This is a genomic window from Archangium sp., assembly GCF_057119385.1.
Window position 1 is genome coordinate 89,762 of the sequence record NZ_DBNGVP010000075.1, and the last position, 19,585, is coordinate 109,346.

A 19,585-nucleotide genomic window follows, 5' to 3' on the forward strand; every position below is an offset into this window, starting at 1 on the left:
GTTACTGGGACTCCCAGCTCAACTTGAGCTCGATCCCAGGGTTGCCGAAGGCAGTCTCGCTGTTCTCGTTGTCCCACTGGCCCCGGAGGGAGAAGCGATTGTCGAAAAGGTACTCGGCGCGAGCGCGAGTTCCACGCCCACTGACGGGCTGCGTCAAGCCAATCTTAAGCTGCTCCGTGAGGAACTTCGACTCCAAGCGGGCGGTTGGCTCGGCCTGCTGGGTGGCGTCGTTGTAGGTGGTGGAGATCTGCAGGGACAGGCCGCGCAGGACGGGGTTGGAGGGCAGGAAGCGCTGCACCTGCCGGTCCAGGCCGGAGATGTTGAAGAAGGCCTCGGCGGCGAGGCCCGCGCTGGCCGAGGCGGCCGTCTCCTTGTCGGTGCTGGTGAGACCCAGGGTGAGGAGCGACAGCACATCGCCCTCGGTGAGGCTCGGCTCCGAGGTGAGGAGCAGCTGGGGAGCGGCCGGGCGGCCGAAGGCATGGAGTTTCACCTGGTACTCGCGCACCTGGGCCTGGGCGCGCAGGTCGAACATGGGGTCGATGCTGTAGCGGTCCTGGAACTCGATCTGCCCGCGGTCGATGGTGAACTGGTTGTTGCGGAAGAAGGCCTGGCTGCCCTCGGCGGTCTCCACCACGCCGAGGACACCCGGGCGCACGTTGGTGCCGGTGAGCTTGAGCGAGCCGAGCAGCCGTGCGCGGGCGAGGTTGTTGTCCACCCACACGTCGGTGAGGAGCAGGCCCACGTCGAAGGTGAGGTACTCGCGGGGCTTCTCCGCGGGGGAGGCCAGCACGCTGCGCCGGGAGAAGCGCTTGAGGATGTCATCCAGCTCCAGGCCGCGGCGGTAGCGCAGGTTGCGGATGTCCATGACGCCGCCCAGGCGCATGGCGTCCAGGGTGCCGGTGAGCCACAACCGGCCGCTGGTGGTGAAGGGCAGGTCCTCGTGGAAGCGCGTGGCCACGTCGGTGAGGGCCACGTTCATCATCAGCTCCGAGGGGCGGAAGTCGGCCAGGGAGACCTCGCCGCTGCCCTGCATGCGGCCCTCGTTGAGGAAGCCCTCGAGGGACTCCAGGAGGATGCGCTGGCCGGTGAAGGCGACGCGGCCCTTCACGTCGCGCACGGACAGCGGCTGGTCGCGCAGGGACAGCTTGGCGTCGGAGATGAGGGCCGAGCCCGCCACCTTGGGCGTGCGCGGGCTGCCCGTGGCCACGGCGCTGAGCTCCACACGGCCGCCGGTGCGCACCAGCATGGGTGAGACGGACTCGAGCAGGCCCAGGTTCATGCCGCCGCGCAGGTAGAAGTCCATTTGCTCGGAGCTGATCCACCCGGCCGCGGACAGCTCGGTGTCTGGCCCGCGGAAGGAGAAGGAGGGCACGTCCAGGCGCCCGTTGGCGAAGCGCAGGGAGATGGGGCCCTCGTTGGCGCCGGAGAACGCGCCGCGGGCCAGGGTGAGCCGCTCCACGGTGGCGTCCATCTGGATGGCCTGGGCGTTCTTCAACGCGCCCTGCGCCCGCACCACCGCCTTGACGGAGCCGGACAGGCCGTGGGTGAAGTCGTTGACGGGCAACAGCGGCCGGATTTCGGGCAGCTCCAGCGTCACCGCGGCCTCGAAGGGATAGGGCTCCTTCACGCGCATCCACAGGATGCCGGAGGTGTCGCGGGAGGGACGGCCGGCGAGCTGCAGCTCCCGCCCTTCCATGCGGGCCTCGAAGCCCATGTTGCCGAGGTTGCGGCCGCCGAAGATGACCTGCGGGCCGGACACGTGGGCCGTGGTCACCGGCACGTCCGTGTTGCCGGAGACGGTGCCTTCCAGGGCCAGCGTGGCGCTCAGGCCCATGCGCTCGGCGGTCTCCTGGCCGGCGAGCTCCGCGAGGGACAGGTTGTCGCCGCCGAAGCGGTAGTCCAGCACGCCCTTCTGGGGCCCGGAGAAGAAGAAGCTCCCATCCACCCAGGTGCGGCCCAGCCGGCCCTCCAGCACCGTGCGCTCGAGCACCATGGCCTCGCCATTGTCGAAGCGCAGCCGGGCCGAGCCTTTGCCCATGTGCCGCCCGTAGTAGGTGGTGTCCTTGAAGTCCAGGGCCACCAGACCGGAGAACTGGTCCATCGGGCTGTCGATCTCCACCCGGCCCGAGACCTCGCCCTGCATGGGCCCCTGCATGACGGAGATGGTGGAGTGCAGCGGGGCGATGATGTCGATCAGATCCTCGGTGCGGCCGCGCGGCACCTGCACCTCGGCGCGCGTGTGCAGCGAGCGCCCGAAGGTGAGCTCCGCCTTGCCGAAGTACTGGGTGCGCCCCTTCTGGCCGGAGAGGGTCGGGAAGCCCAGCACCTTGTCCGCGTAGGTGATCTTCCCCTGCACCACGCCCAGGTCGAAGTCCCAGAACATGAAGTCGCGCAGGGACAGGGTGGCGCCGATCTTCACCTGCGAGTACGGGCCCTCGACGGTGGTGCTCACCGCGCCATGTCCGGCCCACGGCAGCTGGGCGATGTGGCCGAAGTCGGAGAGGTCCGCGTCGCCGTGCGCGTTGACGAGGAGGCCCTTCTGCGAGTCGTAGAAGAGCGTCACGTCGCCGCCGATGCGCGAGCGGCCCGAGTCGATCTCGATACCGGAGAAGGTGACGCGGTCGGGCAGGAGCGACACCTGCGTGCGCACGTGGCCGCCCGCGTAGGTGAGGAGGGTGCGCCCGGAGTCCACGGGCGCATCGAAGGCGCGCGAGGCGAGGATGAAGCGGCCGTGGCGCAGATCCAGGTCGCCCGACAGGTTGGGCCTGGGCAGCAGCGTGCCGGACAGGTGGGCCCTGGCGTTGGCCGGGAAGTCCACCCAGGAGCCCGTCAGGCCGGCCTTCTCGAGGATGCGGCCGAACTGCGCCTCATGCGTCTCCAGGTCCACCTCGACGGGCAGCCCCGGACGGAGCGCGAGCGTGCCGGTGATGCGCGCGTTGCCGCCCGAGCCGATGGGGACGAGCAGCTCCTCCACCGTCACCAGCTCACCGGCGTACGCCAGCCGCGCGGTGAAGGAGCCCGGGGAGTACTGCGCATAGGAGATGCCGCTGCCCGACACCTCCACGGACACGCTGGGCGCCGTGGGGCGGCCGTTGGCCGTGAGCCGCGTCCAGAGGTGGCCCTCCGCGGGCTTCTTCAGCACTCCCAAGCGCGACAGCGTGCGCAGCGGGAGGAACACCTGGGCATCCAGCGCGAGCATGGGCTCGCACAGCTGCTCCACGCGGCCGGAGATGTTCACCGTCAGCTCGTCCAGCGACGCCTCGGCGCGGTCCAGCTCCAGCAGCTCCTCGTCCACGTCCAGCGCGCCCGAGAGCGCGAGCCGTCCGAGGGTGAGCTCCTGTCCCGGAGCCAGGTGGACCAGGCCGCGCCGGGCCTCCACCTCGAACTCCTCCTCGCCCCAGCGCTCGCGCAGGCTGACGTCCAGCTCGGACAGCTCCACGTGCCGATCGCCGGGCAGCGCCAGCCGCACCTCCGCGCCGGTGATGGCCACGCGCGCCAGCCGCAAGCGCCGCAGTGGCTTGAGCAGACACTCGCCGGGCTCACCCGCGGGAGCCCTGGGACGGGTCAGGTCCAGCGACACGCGCGGCCGGTGCACCTTCACCAGGTCGATGGCGAGCTGACCGGAGAACGGGTTGGGCAGGCCGAGCTGCACCTCGGCCGAGTCCGCGGCGAACAGGGGCGTGTCCGCGCCCTTCTCGAAGACGGACAGGCCGCGGAGGATGAGGCGCTGGCCGAGTGGATCCACCTCGCACTCGCCGACGCCCACTTCCATCCCCAGCAACGTGGGCAGCTGGCGCCGGGCCTGCGTGCACAGTTGGTCCCAGGCGGTGCGCGTACGAAGGACCAGCACCGTCCCCAGCACGAGCGTGAGGACGATGAGCCACAGCGGCGGCCTGCGCGCGCCCTGCTGCCTGTTCCGGGGAGCCAAAACGGCTACAGCTTACCCAACCCCTCAAGGTAACGGTCGATCTCCGCGAGATCGATCTTCGAGTTGCCGCTTGCCCGACTGCTCGGGCCAGCGGCGGGGGCGGACTTCTGTTGCCCTTCCGGCAGAGCCGAACCCTGGAGTCCCAGGTTGTCGGCGATGCGGTGGATGAGCTTGTCGGTGATGGTCTGCTCGCGGGCGAGGAAGGCCTCGAAGAGGGCGTTGTCGCAGATGCTGTTGATGACGCGCGGGGTGCCGCCCGAGCGCTGGTGCACGGCGACCAGGGCCTCGTTGGTGAACGGCATGCGCGGGCAGCTGGCCAACCGGAGGCGGTGCTTGATGTAGGCCTCGGTGGACTCGGCGGTGAAGGGCTCCAGCTTGTAGCGGAGCGACACGCGCTGGGCGAGCGGCGGGTCCAGCTTGAGGTTCTTCTCGATCTCCGGCAGCCCGAAGAAGACGAAGGAGATGAGCTTGCGCTCGGGGACCTCCAGGTTGAGCAGCCCCCGGAACTCCTCCATGAGCTCGCGCGTCTCCAGCATCTGGGCCTCGTCGATGAGGACGACGGCCTTCTTGCCGGACTCGTAGATTTGCAGCAGGCGCTGGTAGAGCTGGGACAGGAGGGCCAGCTTCTCCTGGGCGGGGTTCTCCACGCCCAGCTGCAGGGCGATGCGGCGCAGCAGCCAGTTGGCGGTGATGCCCGAGTGGATGATGACGAGCAGCGCGGCCTCGTACTCGGACTCGGGGAGCGAGTCGAGCATGCGGCGCGCGAGCGTCGTCTTGCCGGCCCCGATGTCGCCGATGAGGATCGACAGACCCTTCATGTAGCTGACCGAGTGCATGAGCCGGGTCAGCGCCTGGGAGTGCTGGGCCGAGTTGTAATAGAAGCGGCTCACCGGAGCGTTGGAGAAGGGCTCCTGGGTGAGCTCGAAATAGTCGAGGTAGGTGGACATGGGCTCGGCGAACCTCGGACTGCGCTAGACGTAGCCTACCTTACGCGGCCGGGCGGCTCCGGCGGCCGCGGGCATGGCACCGGGGGGAGGAGCGGTGGGCGCCTTCGGTGGCAGGGGATCCGGCACCGGAGACGTGGTGGCGGCCAGCCGCTGCACGTGGCCGGAGACCTCCCGGAAATTCGGGTCGAGCGCCGCCACGCGCTGGTAGTGGTAGAGGGCCTTGCCCTCCTCGCCGATGGCCTGGTAGGCCAGACCCAGCTCGAAGCCGATGGCCTTGGCGACCTCGCCGGTGGCGTGCTCGCTGGCGAGCGCCTGCTTGAAGGTGCCCACGGACGCGCCGGCATCGCCCTTCTGGGCCTGCAGCAGGCCGATCATCGTGAGGCAATCCACCTCACGCTTCTTGCCCATGCAGCCCTCGCGGGCCACGGCGAACTCGTTGAGGGCGTCGTCGATGAGGCCCATCTCGCGGTAGGCGATGCCCAGGTCGTAGTGGGTGTCCACGTCCTCGGGCTTGACGACCTTGGCGAGGCCCTTCTTGAACTCGGCGAAGACCTCCTCCACCGAGTACTGGAAGTCCTCCTCGACGGCGGACGCCGCGGGCTGCTCTCCGCCCAGGTCGCCGAACTCGCCGGCCAGCTCCGCCGCCAGGTCGAACGCATCGCGCTCGGCGGGGGACTCGCCCAGGGCGGGCACGGCGGGCACCGAGAGGGCCTCGGCCGTCTCCTCGGGCTCCTCGGCGGCCGGAGCGCCACCGGACTCAAGCGCCTCGAGCCGGGCCATGAGCTCTTCCGCGCGCGCGTGGCCCGGGAAGGCGATCTGCACCGTCTCGAGGATCTCCCGAGCCTCCTCGTAGAGGCCCTGGTCCAGGAAGAAGCTGGCCTCGTCGCACTCCTCGCCAGCGGGCTCCTCGGCGGGCTCCTCGACCTGGGCGACGACGGGCTGCGGCTTGGGCGCGGGCTGGGCCTTGGCGGGCGGAGCGGCGGCCACGGCGGGCTTCGCGGCGGGCGCGGGCTGGGCCTTGGCGGGCGGAGCGGCGGCCGCGGCAGGCTTCGCGGCGGGCGCGGGCTGGGCCTTGGCGGGCGGAGCGGCGGCCGCGGCCGGAGCCTTGGGCGCGGGAACCGGGGCCCTGGGCGCGGGAGGCTTGGGCGCGGCCACCACGGGGGCGGGCTCGGGCTCGAGCTCGGGCTCCTCGAGCTCGTAGGAGCCGACGAGGGCCGGCGTGTCCACCGGAGTGCCCTCGTCCTCGAAGGTCAGCGCGGGAGCGCCAGAAGAGGTCGGCTCGTCCAGCTCCGCCGGGCGCATGGCCACGCGCGTGGGCTCCGCCTCGGAGAAGCCGTCGTCCTCGAAGGAGTTCTGGAGCAGATCGGCCGAGGGCGCGGCCACCTGCGTGGGCTGCGGCTCGTCGTCGCCGAGCGCCAGGGGCTCCCCATCCGCCACCAGCGGCTCGTCCTCGAAGGGGGCGGCCAGGGCGTCGTCCTCACCGGCCGGCTCCATGAAGACGGTCGTCGCCTCCTCGGGCTCGTCACCGGCGCCGAAGAGGGGCTCGTCGCCCGACACCTCCGCGCCGGGCTCGTCCGCGAGCACCACGCCCTCCTCGGCGTCCACGGGGATGCCGAACTCGCCGGAGAGGATCTGCCCTTCCTCCTCCTCGGAGCTGCTCGCGGAGACCAGGGCCAGCTCATCGCCCGGCGGATGCTCCAGGGCATCCGGGGGCGCGTCGGCGACGACGATCTCCTCGTCGCTGGAGTCCACGAGGATGGCGTCCTCGCCCACGGACTCCACGTGCGCGGCCTCGACGGGCGCCGTCTCATCCGACTGCAGCACGGACAGGAAGGCGGGCACCTCGGGGTGGCCGGGGTTCTGCTCGAGGATGATGGCCAGGTACGGCTGGGCGCGCTGCACGTCCGCGCGGCGCGTGCACAGGCGCAGCACGTTGAGCAGCTGCTCCCCGGCCTGGGCCGTGTTGCCGGAGGCGACGTAGATGTGGAAGGCCTTCTCGTGCGCGTCGAGGTTCTCCGGATCCACCGCGAAGATCTTCCGCAGGTGCTCGAGCGCTTTGTCGTGCAGGCCGTATTTGACGTAGACGTCCGTCTCCGTCAGCAGCTTGGAGAACTGCTCCTTGCCGGGCTGGGCCGGAGCGGCGGGCGTGGGCGCCGGAGCAGTGGCCTGGGCGGGCGCGGGCGCCGGAGTTGGCTGGGGCGCGGGCGCCGGAGTCGGCTGGGGCGCGGGCGCCGGAGCCGCCTGGGCCTTGGCGGGAGCAGGCTGCGGAACCGGAGCGGGTGCGGGGGCGGGCGCGGGGGCCGGAGCCGAACTGGCGCTCTCGGCCTTGTACGCCTCGTAGTCGGGATCAGCCGGATCCAGCTCGGCGACCTGGTTCCAGATGTTCTTGGCGTCCTGGTGGCGGCCGCGCTCCTGGTAGACCTTGGCGAGCTCCTTGTAGACGGAGATCGTCTTGGCCGTCTGGCCGAGCCCGTGGAAGGCCTGGGCCAGCATGTTGAGCGTCTCGACGTCGCGCCCGTCCGCCTTGAAGCACACCTGGAGCCGGGCCAGCGCGCGCTTCTGATCTCCGCGCGACAGGTACTGCTGGGCCAGATCCTTGGCCAGCGCCACGTTGTCCGGATCCAGGGTGGACAGGCGCTCCGCGACGCGGAACCAGTCATCCATCCGGTTGTTGCGCTTGAGGTACTCGGCGGCCTTCTTGAACTCCTGGGTGGCCTCGCGCGGCATGTTCTCGCGCGCGTACAGCTCGGCCAGCTTGATCTTCGACGCCACGTTCTCGGGGTCGAGATCCACCATCTTCTTGAGCGTATCCAGGGAGTTCTTGACGTCGCCGGCCTTGTCGTAGTGGTTGGCGACGATCTGGAAATACGCCATGGCCTCGGACATCAGTCCGAGCTGCTGGTGGAGCTCCGCCAGCTTGAGATTGACGTCCAGCAGGTTGGGGTTGAGCTTGAGGACCTGCTTGTAGAGCGCAACGGCCTTGAGGAAGAAGCCGTCGGTCGAGTAGCCCTCGGCGACCTTGGTGAAGTAGTGGGCCGCCTGAACGTTGTCGTTCTTCTTCTGGTACAGCTCCCCCATCTTCTGGAGGACGCGGCCGTCCTTGGGGTCTACTTCCAGGACCTTCTGGTACTCCTTGATGGCCTTGTCGTAGGCGCCCTTCGCGACGAGCTTGGCGGCGGCTTCGATGATCTTGTTCTTGTCCATCGAGCGTGGGCTTCCGGCCGAGCGAAACCCGAGGAAAATCCGGGGTTTCTGCTTCCTTCAAGGAGACAGCGAGGGAGGCCCGAGGCTAACGGAATCCTCCCTCGCGGGTCAAGGAATCCACCCACCCCAACCCCCAGGAGGATCAGGGGGTTGCGCGATGAGCAGGCGAGCAGGCGAGCAGGCCCGGCCTAGGGGGTCTCCTCGATGGCCTTGCGCAGCCGGTGGGTGCCCGTCTCGGACGCCAGCAGCCGCTCCACGAAGCGCGTGTCGTAGTTGCCCTCGACGAAGGCGTCCTCCGCCATGGCCGCCCGGTGGAACGGGATGTTGGTGCGGATGCCCTGCACCACGTACTCGCCCAGCGCCCGCTGCATGCGCCGGATCGCCGTGGGCCGGTCCTCCGCGTACACGATCAGCTTGGCCAGCAGGCTGTCGTAGTACGGCAGCACCGTGTAGTTCTCGTACGCACTGGAGTCCACACGCACGCCATAGCCGCCGGGCGCGCTGTAGGCGGTGATCTTCCCCGGCCAGGGGACGAAGGTGACGGGGTCCTCGGCGTTGACGCGGCATTCGATCGCGTGGCCGCGCATCTGGATGTCCTCCTGCTTGCGCTGGAGGGGCTCGCCGGAGGAGAGCTTGATCTGCTCGCGCACCAGGTCGATGCCGGTGACGAGCTCGGTCACCGGGTGCTCCACCTGGATACGGGTGTTCATCTCCATGAAGTAGAAGCGCCCGTTCTCGTCGAGCAGGTACTCGATGGTGCCCACGTTGTTGTAGCCGAGCTTCTCCATGGCGCGGATGGAGACCTCGCCCATCTGCTGGCGCAGCTCGGGGGTGAGGGCCGGGGACGGGCTCTCTTCGATCAACTTCTGGTGGCGGCGCTGCACGGAGCACTCGCGCTCACCCAGGTGGATGATGCGGCCGTGCTCGTCGGCCACGACTTGGATTTCGATGTGGCGGGGCTTCTCCACGTACCGCTCGATGTAGAGGTCGCCGTTGCCGAAGGAGGCCACGGCCTCGGCCGCCGCCGTGGCGAAGGCCTGGGCCAGCGCGTGCGGCTCGCGGACGATCTTCATGCCCTTGCCGCCACCGCCGGCCGCCGCCTTGAGGATGACCGGGAAGCCGATCTCCCGGGCGAAGGCCTCGGCCTCCTTGGGATCCTTCACCGTGCCGATGCTGCCGGGCAGCAGGGGCAGGCCGGCCTCGCGCGCGGCGTTGCGGGCGCGGACCTTGTTGCCCATCAGCGAGATCATCTCCGGCCGGGGGCCGATGAAGTGGATCTTGCAGTCCCGGCACACCTTGGCGAACTCGGAGTTCTCCGAGAGGAAGCCGTAGCCGGGGTGGATGGCGTCCGCACGGGTGATCTCCGCCGCGGAGAGCAGCTGCGGGATGTTGAGGTAGCTCTCCTTGGACGGGGGAGGACCGATGCACACCGACTCATCGGCGAACCGCACGTGCAGGGCGTTGGCGTCCGCCGTGGAGTGCACCGCCACGGTGGCGATGCCCAGCTCACGGCAAGCACGGATGACCCGCAGGGCAATCTCCCCGCGGTTGGCGATCAGCACCTTCTTGAACACGATGTCGTGCCTCCGCGGGGCGCTGGGCGCCCGCTATGTCAGACCGGCTCGATGCGGAAGAGCGCCTGGCCAAACTCCACCGGCTGCCCGTTCTCCACGAGGATCTCCGCCACGCGGCCCGCCACGTCGGCTTCGATCTCGTTCATCAGCTTCATGGCCTCGATGATGCAGAGCACCTGGCCCTTCTTCACCACCGTGCCCACCTCGACGAAAGCGGGCTGATCCGGGGCGGGCGTCCGGTAGAACGTCCCCACGAACGGGCTGGTGACGGCGTGACCGGGCTTCTCCGCCGCCGGAGCCGCGGCAGCCGGAGCCGGCGCGGCCGGAGCATGGTGCACGGCGGGAGCAGGCGCGGCCATCACCGGCGCGGCGGCCATCACCGGCGCGGGGCTCACCGAGGGCGACACCGGAGCGGCGTGCACGATGGTGGGCGCCGGCACGGGGCCACGGCGGATGAACAGCTTCTCCTCACCCCGCTGCCAGACGAGCCGCGTCACCTCGGAGGCCTCGAGGATCTCCACGATCTGCCGGAGCGCCTCCACGTCCAGGGACGTGGTGTTGCCCTCGATCCGGGCGCTCCCCGGCTGCACGGTGGCCACGGGCTCCGTTCGCACTGCCTTGCGCTTGGTTGCCAATTCCGTCCCCTCCCTGAACCGCAGTGGGCTCTTAGCCCGCGGTGGCCACGCGCGTGAGGTACTTGCCGTCGCGCGTGTCGATCTTGAGGATGTCACCCTCGTTGATGAAGAGCGGCACGTTGACGGTGTAGCCCGTCTCCATGGTGGCCGGCTTCAGCGCGCCGGACACGGTGTCGCCGCGCACGCCCGGATCGCACTTGGTGACCTTCAGGTCCACCGAGTTCGGCAGCGTCACGCCGATGGCCTTGCCGTTGTAGAACAGGATGGCCGCGTTGATGTTCTCCTTCAGGAAGTTCTTGGACTCCCCGAGGACCTCGGCGCTGATGAAGGTCTGCTCGTAGTTGCGGGTGTCCATGAAGTAGAAGTCGCCGCCCTGCTCGTACAGGAACTGCATGTCCTTCTCTTCGATGTCGGGCTTGGCCACCTTCTCGCCGGACTTGAGGGTCGGCTGGAGCACACGCCCGGTCAGCAGGCTGCGGATGGACGTACGCACGAAGGCCGAGCCCTTGCCCGGCTTGACGTGCTGGAACTCGACGATCTCGAACGGCTCACCGTCGATTTCGATCTTCATGCCCTTGCGGAACTCGGACGTATCAATGACACCAGCCATGGACAGGCTCCTTCGGACAGCTTGAAAAGTCCGGGGTGTCTAGCCGAGGCGCCGCGCCTTGCAAAGGGGAAAGGCGCGGCGCGCTGCGCCGTCCGCTCGGCGGCCTACAACTCGGCGCGAATCTTGGGGGCGATCACCCGGAGGACGTACCTGCCCTTTCCATAGTTACCGTCCGCCCGGAGCGCCAGCACCAGGAAGTATTCCGGGGAGATGAGGCGCATCAGCGTGAGCACCCGCTCGCTGTTCACGCTGACCTCCTGGACCTCCCCCGTCTTGAGCGTCTCGGCGGCCTGGCGGAGCTGACCGAGCAGGTTGGCGTACTCCACCCAGGCTCCGTTCAGCTCCAGCTCGGCCGCGTCTTCCTTCTGATGGGTGTCCACGGAGATCCCGTCGAAACCCATCACACTGCAGGCCAGGGCCCCGTCTACCTGGTTGACCACCGACTCGAGGTGCGTGCGGAAGGACATGGCGTCTGGCTTGTAGGAGGCGCGGGGAAGTGGGTCAAGCGCTAGGTGGCATCAACGCAGCCGTTGGAGCCACTGGGGACGAGGACATCCTGCCCCCTTACGCAAGTGCCGGCAGGCTTTGTATCCGGATCCGTGCAGTCGTAGGTTGCACCACTTGTATACACGGTCACCGGGAAGGTGAACTTGTTGCTCTCCACCGTCTGACCGCTGCTCAGCCGTCCCCGGGCCTTGATGGTGGCGAACACGGTCCCAGCCCCCTTGCCGGGCAGTGCCGCGACCGCCTTGGGGCCGAACGCGTTCATGAAGACGTAGCTCTCCTCCGCGCTGGTCCCAGGACGCAAGACGCGGTAGATGGCACTGGTCTCCTCTTCGGTGTCGATCAGATTCGTGGCATCGGTACCGCCTTGCGGCATGAACTTGTAGGAGTAGACGATCTCGTTGAGGGTGATGTCGCTGAGCCCCTGGCCCGAGAACTCCTCCTGGTTGACGGTGATGGACTGGACGGAGTTGTTCGTCTCGACGCTCATCGCCAGCAGGTAGTTCAGACTACCGGACAGGTCGAGAAGGCCCGAGCCGATCACGAAGTCATCGGCGGGCGTGCAGCCCACGCCCTCCTCGAACGTCAGCGCCCGGGCATCGAGGAACCGCACGGCCGCATCACCCTGGTTGGCCACACAACCCGCCTGCGCCAACGCCAGTGCCGCAATCGCCATCAATCGCTTCATGAATCGACTCCTTGGACCGTAGGGCAGAGAGACCGGCTACAGGGACTGGGAAATCGTCTGCCGGTTGAGGATGCGCGGCGTGATGAAGATGAGCAGCTCCTGGCGATCATCACGCTCGCGGAAGTTCTTGAACAGCAGCCCCAGCACCGGAATCTTCGAGAGGAAGGGGACCGAGTTGCTCTGGGTGCTGCCGCGGCGCACGTAGATACCGCCGATGACGGTGGTATCGCCGTCCTTCACCAGCACCTGGGTGTTGGCCTCCTTGCGCTGGATGGCGGGCTGGCCGTTGGCGCCCGTCTGCGAAGGATCCGGCTGGTTGTTGGCCGCGTTGATGGTCAGCATGATGCTGCCATCCTGGGTGACGTGGGGCGTCACCTCGAGCGACAGACGCGCCTCGACGAAGGTGGTGTTGGCACCGGAGGCGGACACCTGGCTGAACGGGATGGACACACCCTGGCTGATGCGGGCGGTGTTGTTGTCCAGCGTCGTCACCTTCGGGGCGGAGATGGTCTTCACGACACCCTCGTTCTCCGCCGCGGACAGGCGCAGGTTGAGGGCGAGCGCACCACCGGCCGAGCCGAACACGAAGCCCAGCGCACCACCGGTGCCCAGACCGGCGCCCACCGGCAGGTTGACGGCGAAGTTGGGGATGTCGGAGACGCCCGGCGACGTGCCTTCGATGCCACCCGTCACCACCGCGGTGTTGGGGAAGATGAGGCCGGTGGCATTGCCCGTGGCGGGCGCGGCCGAGGCCTGACCACCCCACTGCACACCGAGCTCGCGGCTGAACGAGGTGTTGGCCTCGACGATGCGGCTCTCGATGAGCACCTGCGGCGTCTGCGTGTCCAGGTTGCGCACCAGGGCCCGCGCCTTCTCCACGTTGGCGCGCACGTCCTTGACGATGAGCACGTTGGTGCGCAGATCCACCGTCACCGTGCCGCGCTCGCTCAGCACGTCCCGGACGCGGCTCGACATGTCGTTGGCCGACGCGTAGTTCACCGGGATGAGGTTCACCAGCAGCTCCTCCTGGGCCACCAGCGACTTCTTGCGCTCCTGGCGCAGCCGGGCCTCCTCCTCCAGCGTCTTGAGCGGAGCCACGCGCACGATGTTGCCGATCTCCTCCTTGCCCAGCGACTTGGTGCGCAGGATGAGATCCAACGCCTGATCCCAGGGCACGTTGCGCAGGCGGATCGTCACCTTGCCGTTCACGTCATCGGCCACGACGATGTTCTTCTTGGAGATCTCCGCGATGACGCGCAGCAGGTTCTGGATGTCGATGTCCTTGAACTCGAAGGACACCTTCTTGCCGCGGTAGCGGGCCTGCTGGGGCGCGCCCTCGGAGGCATAGGTGGGCGCCTCGGCGGTGAAGCCGGCGGTGCGCTGGGTGACGGTCACCTGCTCCGTCTTCACGCCCTTGACGCTCAGCCGCCAGGACAGGCCACCGGCCACCTGGCTCACGTTCTCCTCGATGGCGCCATCCGCGGCCACCACCACGCGCACCCGGTTGCCCTCGCCGGGCACCGCGAAGGCGCTGATCATCTTCACCGGCGTCTCCAGCGCGCTGGTGTCCAGGCTGCGCTCCAGGCGCCGCGGCAGCCGGGCGTTCTCGATGGACAGCACCGCGCTGCGCGGATCCGGCCGCTCCACCTTCCAGGCCACCGCGCCCGACAGCTTCAGGTTCACCCGGCCACCGGACTCGTTCTCGTCGAAGGTCAGGTCCTTCACCTCGACGGCGGCCAGCTGGGCGTCCACGGGCTTGACGCGCACGGGCTCGTTCTCGGCGACGACCTTCTCGGGCGTGTCGGCCGGCTTGCGGGCCACCTTGCCACCGAGCACCACCTCCAGGCCGCGGCCGGTGCGCTCCACCTCGTAGCCGGGCATCTGCCCGCGCACGTCGAGCACCAGCCGGACCTTGTCCGAGTGGGCGCCCACGCGCACGTCCTTCAGCACGCCCGAGCGGACGCGCGGAGCGCGCGCCGACAGGCCCACGCCGTACACGTCCACCGCGAGCCGGGGGGGATCCGCCAGCTCCAGCACCTCGTAGCGGGCGACCTCGCCGTCCGCGCGGATGCTCAGGGTGTCACGGGCGAAGGACAGGCCGGTGATGCGGCGGGCCGGGTGGGCCACCTCGCGCTCGTCCGCCTCGGCGGCCACCACGTTCTCGGGCAGCGCGGCGGACTTCTTCTCCTGCGGCTCGGCCGCGGCCGGCCGCGGCGCGGGGGCCACCTGCGGAGCGGGCGCGGCGCTGGCGACGGCGGCGGGCTTCGGCTCGGGCGCGGCCGGCGTCACCGGCTCCGCCCTGGCCTCGGGCGCCTTCGCCTCGGCGACCTTCGCCTCGGCCACCGCTCCGTCCACGGAGATGATGACCTTGTTGCCGTCCGCGCGCACGTCGTACTGCGCGGCCTGGTGCAGGGCCACCAGCACCCGGCCCACGCTCGCGCGCTCGTCCGAGAACTGGGAGGCCACCACTCCGGCCACCGGTCCCTGTCCGTTGTGGTGTCCCTTGATGCCCGTGGCGTCCGCCGACGAGAGGTCCACCACCAGCCGCTCCGGACCGCTCAGCCGGAAGACGGTGAAGGTAGGAGCCCGCGTGCCGGCCACCACCACCTGGGCGCCCGAACCCGTCTGCACGACCTTCAGGTCGCGCAACGTATTGAGCTCGGCGGCCTCGGCCCCGACACCCACGATGGCAACCGCCAGGGCGGCCACCACGCTCATCAACTTGCCCCTCGTCACAGCGCTCTCCTCGAGCATGCTTCCCCTCAACAAGTTGCAATGGGCCCTGGGCGCCGCACTTCCCGGCGCCCAGGTCACCGGGCCCCTACGGCTCCCAGTTCTTGCCCGTCATCAGGTCGTAGGCGGGGTCCACCCGGCCCTCACGCTGCTTCAGCTCCAGCTTCACCGGGTTGTAGACCACCCGGTCCGCCGTGGTGGTCGTCTCCGTGACGATGACCTCCTCACGGAGGATCTGCGTCACCTTGCCACCCTGGCGGCCCATCCGGGTGTTGCGGCGCACGATGTGGCCGCGGCCCATCGGGTCCTCCACCATGGCCATGGGGTTGGCGTCACCGGTGACCACCGCCACCAGCTTGAGCTGATCGATGTCCCACTGGCACAGCGGCTCGGTGCAGGCCGACACCTGGGCACCGGGCTGCGGATTCTCGCGCACCATGTCCTCGATGGGACTGCGGAACGGATCCCGCCGGCCCATGGGATTGTAGCTGTAGACGTACCCCGGCGCGGCCGTCACCGTCGTCACCGGCGCCGCGGCCTTTTCCTTCTGGGCCTCGGCCTTCGGCTTGGACGCGGCCGCGGCAGGCGGAGGCGCTTCCTCGCCGCAACCGGCGAGGGCGAGGGCCAATGCCCCCGAAATCAACATGGAGTGGAACGTCTTCATCCGCGGGTCCCCTTGTCGCCCCATTTCCAGGACCGATCAAGTTTCTGCTACTTCTTCTTCTTCTTGCCTTCACCCGCGTTCGCCGTGTTGACGAAGCGGAAGGTGGTGGCGAGGAAGGAGCTGTTGAGCATCACCTTCTCGCTCTTCACCTTGGCGCCATCGAGCTTGATGTTGTTGACGTTGACGATGCGCCGCATGGTCGAGACCTCCTGCAGGAACATCGCGATCTCGTGGTAGTTGCCGCTCACCACCACCTTGATGGGGATGCGGGCGAAGAAATCACCACCGCCCACCGTCTCCGGACCCGGCTCCACGCGGGCGATCTCCAGCCCGGACTTCTTGCCGATGTCGTTGATCTGCGCGAGCAGCTCCTCGATGTCCTTGTTCTCGGGCAGCTCGGTGAGGGCCTCGGCGAGCCGCTGCTCCAGCACGTCCATCTCGCGCCGGCGCTCGTTGAGGTTCTGGGCGATCTCGCTCTTCTCCGCCAGCTCCAGGTCCAGCTTGCGCTGCTCGGCCTGCTGCCGCTCCATCTGCACTTCCAGCGGCTGGATGCCGAAGAAGAAGTTGGCGGCGGTCAGCAGCACCACCAGGGCCGCCAGTCCGCCGAAGCGGACCGCGGGGGGGGCCTTGGCGAGCCTCTCGAGGTATTTGTCCATGGCTCCAGGTCCTCTCAGATGGCGTAGTTGGCGTTGAGGGAGATGTCGAAGACCACCGTGCTCACCTCACCGGCCTTGGCGGCGCCCTGCTGGGTGCTCTTCAACTCCACGTTGGAGAAGAAGGACTTGACGTCCGTCACGGGGAACTCCTCGATGGCGGCCTCGGCCGCCACCAGCTCCACGCGGGAGGTCTTGGCATCGCGGCGCTGCTCCACCAGGCGGCCAATGCCCTTGGGCGTCCACACCATGCTGTTGAGGTTGCGCATCAGCTCGGCCACGTCGTCATGGCTGACGGCGGAACCGGCCAGCTTCACGTTGCCGCGCTCCTCGGTGAAGACGCGCAGCCACACCTTCTTGGGCAGCGCGGTGGACAGCGCGTCCAGCATGCGCACCGGACCGGAGCGGCCGCGGCGCAGCTCGTCCAGGACGGCGAGCTTCTTCTCCACCTCGGTCTTGCGGGTGTTGATGTTCTTCACCTCGCCGATCGTCTTGTCGAGATCGGCGATGCGGCGCTTGGTGTTGGACAGGCCCTCGGCCTGCTTGTCCACCACGCCGGCGCGATCGGCGTACCACATGTAGTTGCCCACGCAGGCGCCCACGAGCACGAAGGCGAGGAGCGCCAGGACTTGGCGTCCGGCGTTCGGCCTGACCTTGGCCCGGACTGGCAGCAGGTTGATACGAATCATCATGTGCGTCGGTCCTTCGAAGACGAAGAAGCTGGGGAGGGATCAGCCGAGCTTGTCGCCAGGCTTGCGCAATGCGAGACCCACGGCCACCGCGGCCATCGGCGCCACCTCCATGATGAAGGCGGGGTCGAACTTGCGGTTGTCCACGTCGATCTTCCGGAACGGGTTGAGGATCTCCACCGGCACGCCCACGCGCGACTCGATGGTCTTGAACAACGCCGGAATCTTGGCGGTTCCACCGGAGAGGTAGACCTTGGTGAAGTTGGCGTCCACGGCGGTGCCCGCGTAGAAGTCCAGCGAGCGCTGGATTTCACCGGCCACCTGCTCGGCCACGCCCAGCAGCACCCGCTCCACCTCCTGGGGAACCACGGCGTCCGAGTCCCCGCGCGTGCCGCCGATCTTCAGCGCCTCGGCCTCCTCGTAGGAGACGTTGAGCTGCTTCTGGATCTCCTCGGTGAACTGGTTGCCACCGATGGTGACGTCACGGGTGAAGACGGTGATGCCGTTGGAGATGATGTTGATGTTCACCACCGAGGCGCCCGCGTTGATGAGCACCACCGTCTCCTTGTCGGGGACGTCGTAGTTGGAGGCGAACATGTTCTGGACGGCGAAGGCGTCCACGTCCACCACCACCGGCTGCAGCCCCGACTCGGAGACCACGGTGGTGTAGTCGTTGATCATGTCCTTCTTGGCCGCGACCAGCAGCACGTCCATCTGGCCGGTGGCGTCATTGCCGCCCGCGTCCAGAATCTGCGTGTCGATGTTCACGTCCTTCACGTCGAAGGGGATGTACTGCTCCGCCTCCCACTGGATGCTCTCCTCGAGCTCCTCCTGGCTCATCCGGGGCATCTGGATCTTCTTGATGATGACCGAGTGGCCGGAGACGCCGATGGCGACCTCCTTGTTCTTGATCTTCAGCTCGGTCATGAGCTCCTGCAGCGCCTGGACGATGGCGGTGGAGTTCATGAGCGCGCCGTCGACGATGGCCTCGGGAGGCAACGGCTTCATGCCGAAGCTCTGCAGCGCGTAGCTCACCTGGCCGCGCTTGCGCTGCTCCTTGAGGAGGATCATCTTCACCGAGGTCGATCCGATATCGAGACCGAGAGCCAGCTTTCCCTTCGCCATACAGTCATTGCTCCTGAGGGGCCGCCAGCGTAGCACCGGCTCGCGAGCCCTCCTAAAAAGTGCTCCGCGCCTGCCCGGACAGCAGACGGCCAATTCGTCCCCCGGAATCCCACGGCGGTGCACCCACGCCGCTCTTGTAGGGCCGATTTTCCGGCTTCGGACGCGTTCCGTCAAATCTCACCGGTTCACGCTCCGTCCTCTACCGGGCAGCCAGTCAGCCTCGCTCCCCCTCTGCGTCCGCGTCGATTCCGTACTCCTTGATTTTGTACAGCAGGGCCCGATGACTGATCTCCAGGACCTCGGCGGCGCGGGTGCGGTTGCCCCGGGTGCGGCGCAGGGCGGCGCGGATGTAGGACTCCTCCAGGTCGCGGATGGCCTGCTTGAGGGAGAGGTTGGCCTCGGAGGAGGGACGCGTGGGGGTGAGCGCGGGCGCGCTGGCCGGGGGAGGCGTGGCCCAGAGCCGCTCTGGCAGGTTCTCCGGGAGGATCAGCTCTCCCTCGGCCAGCAGCACGGCGCGCTCCATGGCGTTCTCCAGCTCGCGCACGTTGCCGGGCCACGCATAGGAGGACAGGAGGGCCTCGGCCTCGGGGCTGAAGCCGCGCACGGGGGGCTCGCGGTTGAGCTCGCGGTTGAAGCGCAGGAGGAAGGCGCGGGCCAGCACGAGGATGTCCGCGTGACGCTCGCGCAGCGGGGGCACGCGCACGTTCACCACGTTGAGCCGGTAATAGAGGTCCTCGCGGAACTCGCCCCGCTCCACCAGCCGGCCCAGGTCGCGCAGCGTGGCGGCCAGGACGCGCACGTCCACCTTCTCCGCGCGGTTCTCCCCCACCGGGCGCAGCTCGCCCTCCTGGAGCACGCGCAACAGCTTCACCTGGGCGGGCGGGGGCAGCTCCCCCACCTCGTCGAGGAAGAGCGTGCCGCCGTCGGCCTCGCTGAAGAGGCCGCGCCGGGCGGTGCGCGCGTCGGTGAAGGCGCCCCGCGCATGGCCGAAGAGCTCGCTCTCGATGAGGCCCGTGGGGATGGCGCCGCAGTTGACGGCGACGAAGGGCATGGCGGCCCGGGGAGAGCGCGCATGCAGCGCCCGGGCGATGAGCTCCTTGCCCGTCCCGCTCTCGCCGGTGATGAGGACGGTGGTGCCCACCGGCGCGAGCCGCTCCACCTGCCGCATCACCACGCGCATGGGCTCGCTCTCGCCGAGGATGCCGTCGCCGGGCGAGACGCCACCGGAGGCCTGCAGGCGCCGGTTCTCCCGCAGCAGCCGCTCGCGCTCCTCCGCCTTGCGCAGGACGAAGACGATCTCCTCGGGCTTGAAGGGCTTGCGCACGTAGTCGTACGCGCCGGCCCCCACCGCCTCGAGCGCCTGCTCCTGCGAGCCGTAGGCACTCATCACCACCACCGTCAGCCCCGGGTGCTCGGCGAGCGCCTGGCGCAGCACGGACAGGCCGTCGCGCCTGGGCATGCGCACGTCGCACAGGAGCACGTCGTAGCCGCGCGCGGACAGCTCCCGCAGCGCTTCCTCCCCATCGGCCACGGCGCGCACCTCGTAACCCAACCCCGAGAGCACCAGGGTGAGCACGTGGCGGACGGAGGGCTCGTCATCGGCGACGAGGATGCTGCGGAAGAGGGCCATG

At 68.7% G+C, this 19,585-nt stretch carries 14 protein-coding genes; all 14 read right to left on the reverse strand.

Annotated elements, in window-relative coordinates:
* Position 1: 1 nt before the first annotated feature.
* Positions 2-3,928 carry a translocation/assembly module TamB domain-containing protein gene (locus tag AC16DP_RS18000; RefSeq protein WP_329729362.1) on the reverse strand — a complete coding sequence of 1,309 codons (3,927 nt, stop codon included), beginning with the start codon at positions 3,926-3,928 and terminating at the stop codon, positions 2-4.
* Between the two features lie 5 nt (positions 3,929-3,933).
* Positions 3,934-4,875, reverse strand: coding sequence for an ExeA family protein (locus AC16DP_RS18005; RefSeq protein WP_329729363.1), 942 nt, complete (start codon positions 4,873-4,875; stop codon positions 3,934-3,936).
* Positions 4,876-4,899: 24 nt separating this feature from the next.
* Positions 4,900-8,079: a tetratricopeptide repeat protein gene (locus tag AC16DP_RS18010; RefSeq protein ID WP_329729364.1), complete on the reverse strand. Its 3,180-nt coding sequence runs from the start codon at positions 8,077-8,079 to the stop codon at positions 4,900-4,902.
* Between the two features lie 188 nt (positions 8,080-8,267).
* Complete coding sequence (gene accC, locus AC16DP_RS18015) at positions 8,268-9,653, reverse strand: acetyl-CoA carboxylase biotin carboxylase subunit (RefSeq protein WP_329729365.1); 1,386 nt, start codon at positions 9,651-9,653, stop codon at positions 8,268-8,270.
* A gap of 38 nt (positions 9,654-9,691) precedes the next feature.
* Positions 9,692-10,288: an acetyl-CoA carboxylase biotin carboxyl carrier protein gene (gene accB / locus AC16DP_RS18020; RefSeq protein WP_414640723.1), complete on the reverse strand. Its 597-nt coding sequence runs from the start codon at positions 10,286-10,288 to the stop codon at positions 9,692-9,694.
* A 31-nt stretch (positions 10,289-10,319) separates the two neighbouring features.
* Positions 10,320-10,898, reverse strand: a complete 579-nt coding sequence (gene efp, locus AC16DP_RS18025) for an elongation factor P (protein ID WP_329729366.1) — start codon at positions 10,896-10,898, stop codon at positions 10,320-10,322.
* 104 nt (positions 10,899-11,002) lie between these two features.
* Positions 11,003-11,365, reverse strand: a complete 363-nt coding sequence (locus AC16DP_RS18030) for a roadblock/LC7 domain-containing protein (RefSeq protein ID WP_267539747.1) — start codon at positions 11,363-11,365, stop codon at positions 11,003-11,005.
* Between the two features lie 41 nt (positions 11,366-11,406).
* A complete protein-coding gene (locus AC16DP_RS18035; RefSeq protein WP_329729367.1) occupies positions 11,407-12,090 on the reverse strand; it encodes a hypothetical protein in 684 nt (227 codons plus the stop codon).
* Between the two features lie 36 nt (positions 12,091-12,126).
* A complete protein-coding gene (locus AC16DP_RS18040; protein WP_329729368.1) occupies positions 12,127-14,844 on the reverse strand; it encodes a type IV pilus secretin PilQ in 2,718 nt (905 codons plus the stop codon).
* Positions 14,845-14,911: 67 nt separating this feature from the next.
* Positions 14,912-15,487, reverse strand: a complete 576-nt coding sequence (locus tag AC16DP_RS18045) for a pilus assembly protein PilP (protein WP_329729369.1) — start codon at positions 15,485-15,487, stop codon at positions 14,912-14,914.
* 47 nt (positions 15,488-15,534) lie between these two features.
* The gene (locus tag AC16DP_RS18050; protein WP_329729370.1) at positions 15,535-16,143 is read right to left on the reverse strand and encodes a type IV pilus inner membrane component PilO; all 609 of its coding nucleotides are present in this window, start codon (positions 16,141-16,143) and stop codon (positions 15,535-15,537) included.
* A gap of 14 nt (positions 16,144-16,157) precedes the next feature.
* Complete coding sequence (locus AC16DP_RS18055) at positions 16,158-16,832, reverse strand: PilN domain-containing protein (RefSeq protein WP_329729371.1); 675 nt, start codon at positions 16,830-16,832, stop codon at positions 16,158-16,160.
* Positions 16,833-16,871: 39 nt separating this feature from the next.
* Positions 16,872-17,954 (reverse strand): type IV pilus assembly protein PilM, encoded by a 1,083-nt coding sequence (gene pilM, locus AC16DP_RS18060; protein WP_329729372.1) that lies wholly within the window; start codon positions 17,952-17,954, stop codon positions 16,872-16,874.
* A 214-nt stretch (positions 17,955-18,168) separates the two neighbouring features.
* Positions 18,169-19,584, reverse strand: coding sequence for a sigma-54-dependent transcriptional regulator (locus AC16DP_RS18065; RefSeq protein WP_329729373.1), 1,416 nt, complete (start codon positions 19,582-19,584; stop codon positions 18,169-18,171).
* Position 19,585: the final 1 nt, after the last annotated feature.

Excerpts from the sequence above, each read along its gene's own strand:
- AC16DP_RS18005 (WP_329729363.1), bottom strand. The coding sequence starts at position 4,875 with ATGTCCACCTACCTCGACTATTTCGAGCTCACCCAGGAGCCCTTCTCC.
- AC16DP_RS18010 (WP_329729364.1), bottom strand. The coding sequence starts at position 8,079 with ATGGACAAGAACAAGATCATCGAAGCCGCCGCCAAGCTCGTCGCGAAG.
- efp (WP_329729366.1), bottom strand. The coding sequence starts at position 10,898 with ATGGCTGGTGTCATTGATACGTCCGAGTTCCGCAAGGGCATGAAGATC.
- AC16DP_RS18030 (WP_267539747.1), bottom strand. The coding sequence starts at position 11,365 with ATGTCCTTCCGCACGCACCTCGAGTCGGTGGTCAACCAGGTAGACGGG.
- AC16DP_RS18035 (WP_329729367.1), bottom strand. The coding sequence starts at position 12,090 with ATGAAGCGATTGATGGCGATTGCGGCACTGGCGTTGGCGCAGGCGGGT.
- AC16DP_RS18040 (WP_329729368.1), bottom strand. The coding sequence starts at position 14,844 with ATGCTCGAGGAGAGCGCTGTGACGAGGGGCAAGTTGATGAGCGTGGTG.
- AC16DP_RS18045 (WP_329729369.1), bottom strand. The coding sequence starts at position 15,487 with ATGAAGACGTTCCACTCCATGTTGATTTCGGGGGCATTGGCCCTCGCC.
- AC16DP_RS18050 (WP_329729370.1), bottom strand. The coding sequence starts at position 16,143 with ATGGACAAATACCTCGAGAGGCTCGCCAAGGCCCCCCCCGCGGTCCGC.
- AC16DP_RS18055 (WP_329729371.1), bottom strand. The coding sequence starts at position 16,832 with ATGATGATTCGTATCAACCTGCTGCCAGTCCGGGCCAAGGTCAGGCCG.
- pilM (WP_329729372.1), bottom strand. The coding sequence starts at position 17,954 with ATGGCGAAGGGAAAGCTGGCTCTCGGTCTCGATATCGGATCGACCTCG.
- AC16DP_RS18065 (WP_329729373.1), bottom strand. The coding sequence starts at position 19,584 with ATGGCCCTCTTCCGCAGCATCCTCGTCGCCGATGACGAGCCCTCCGTC.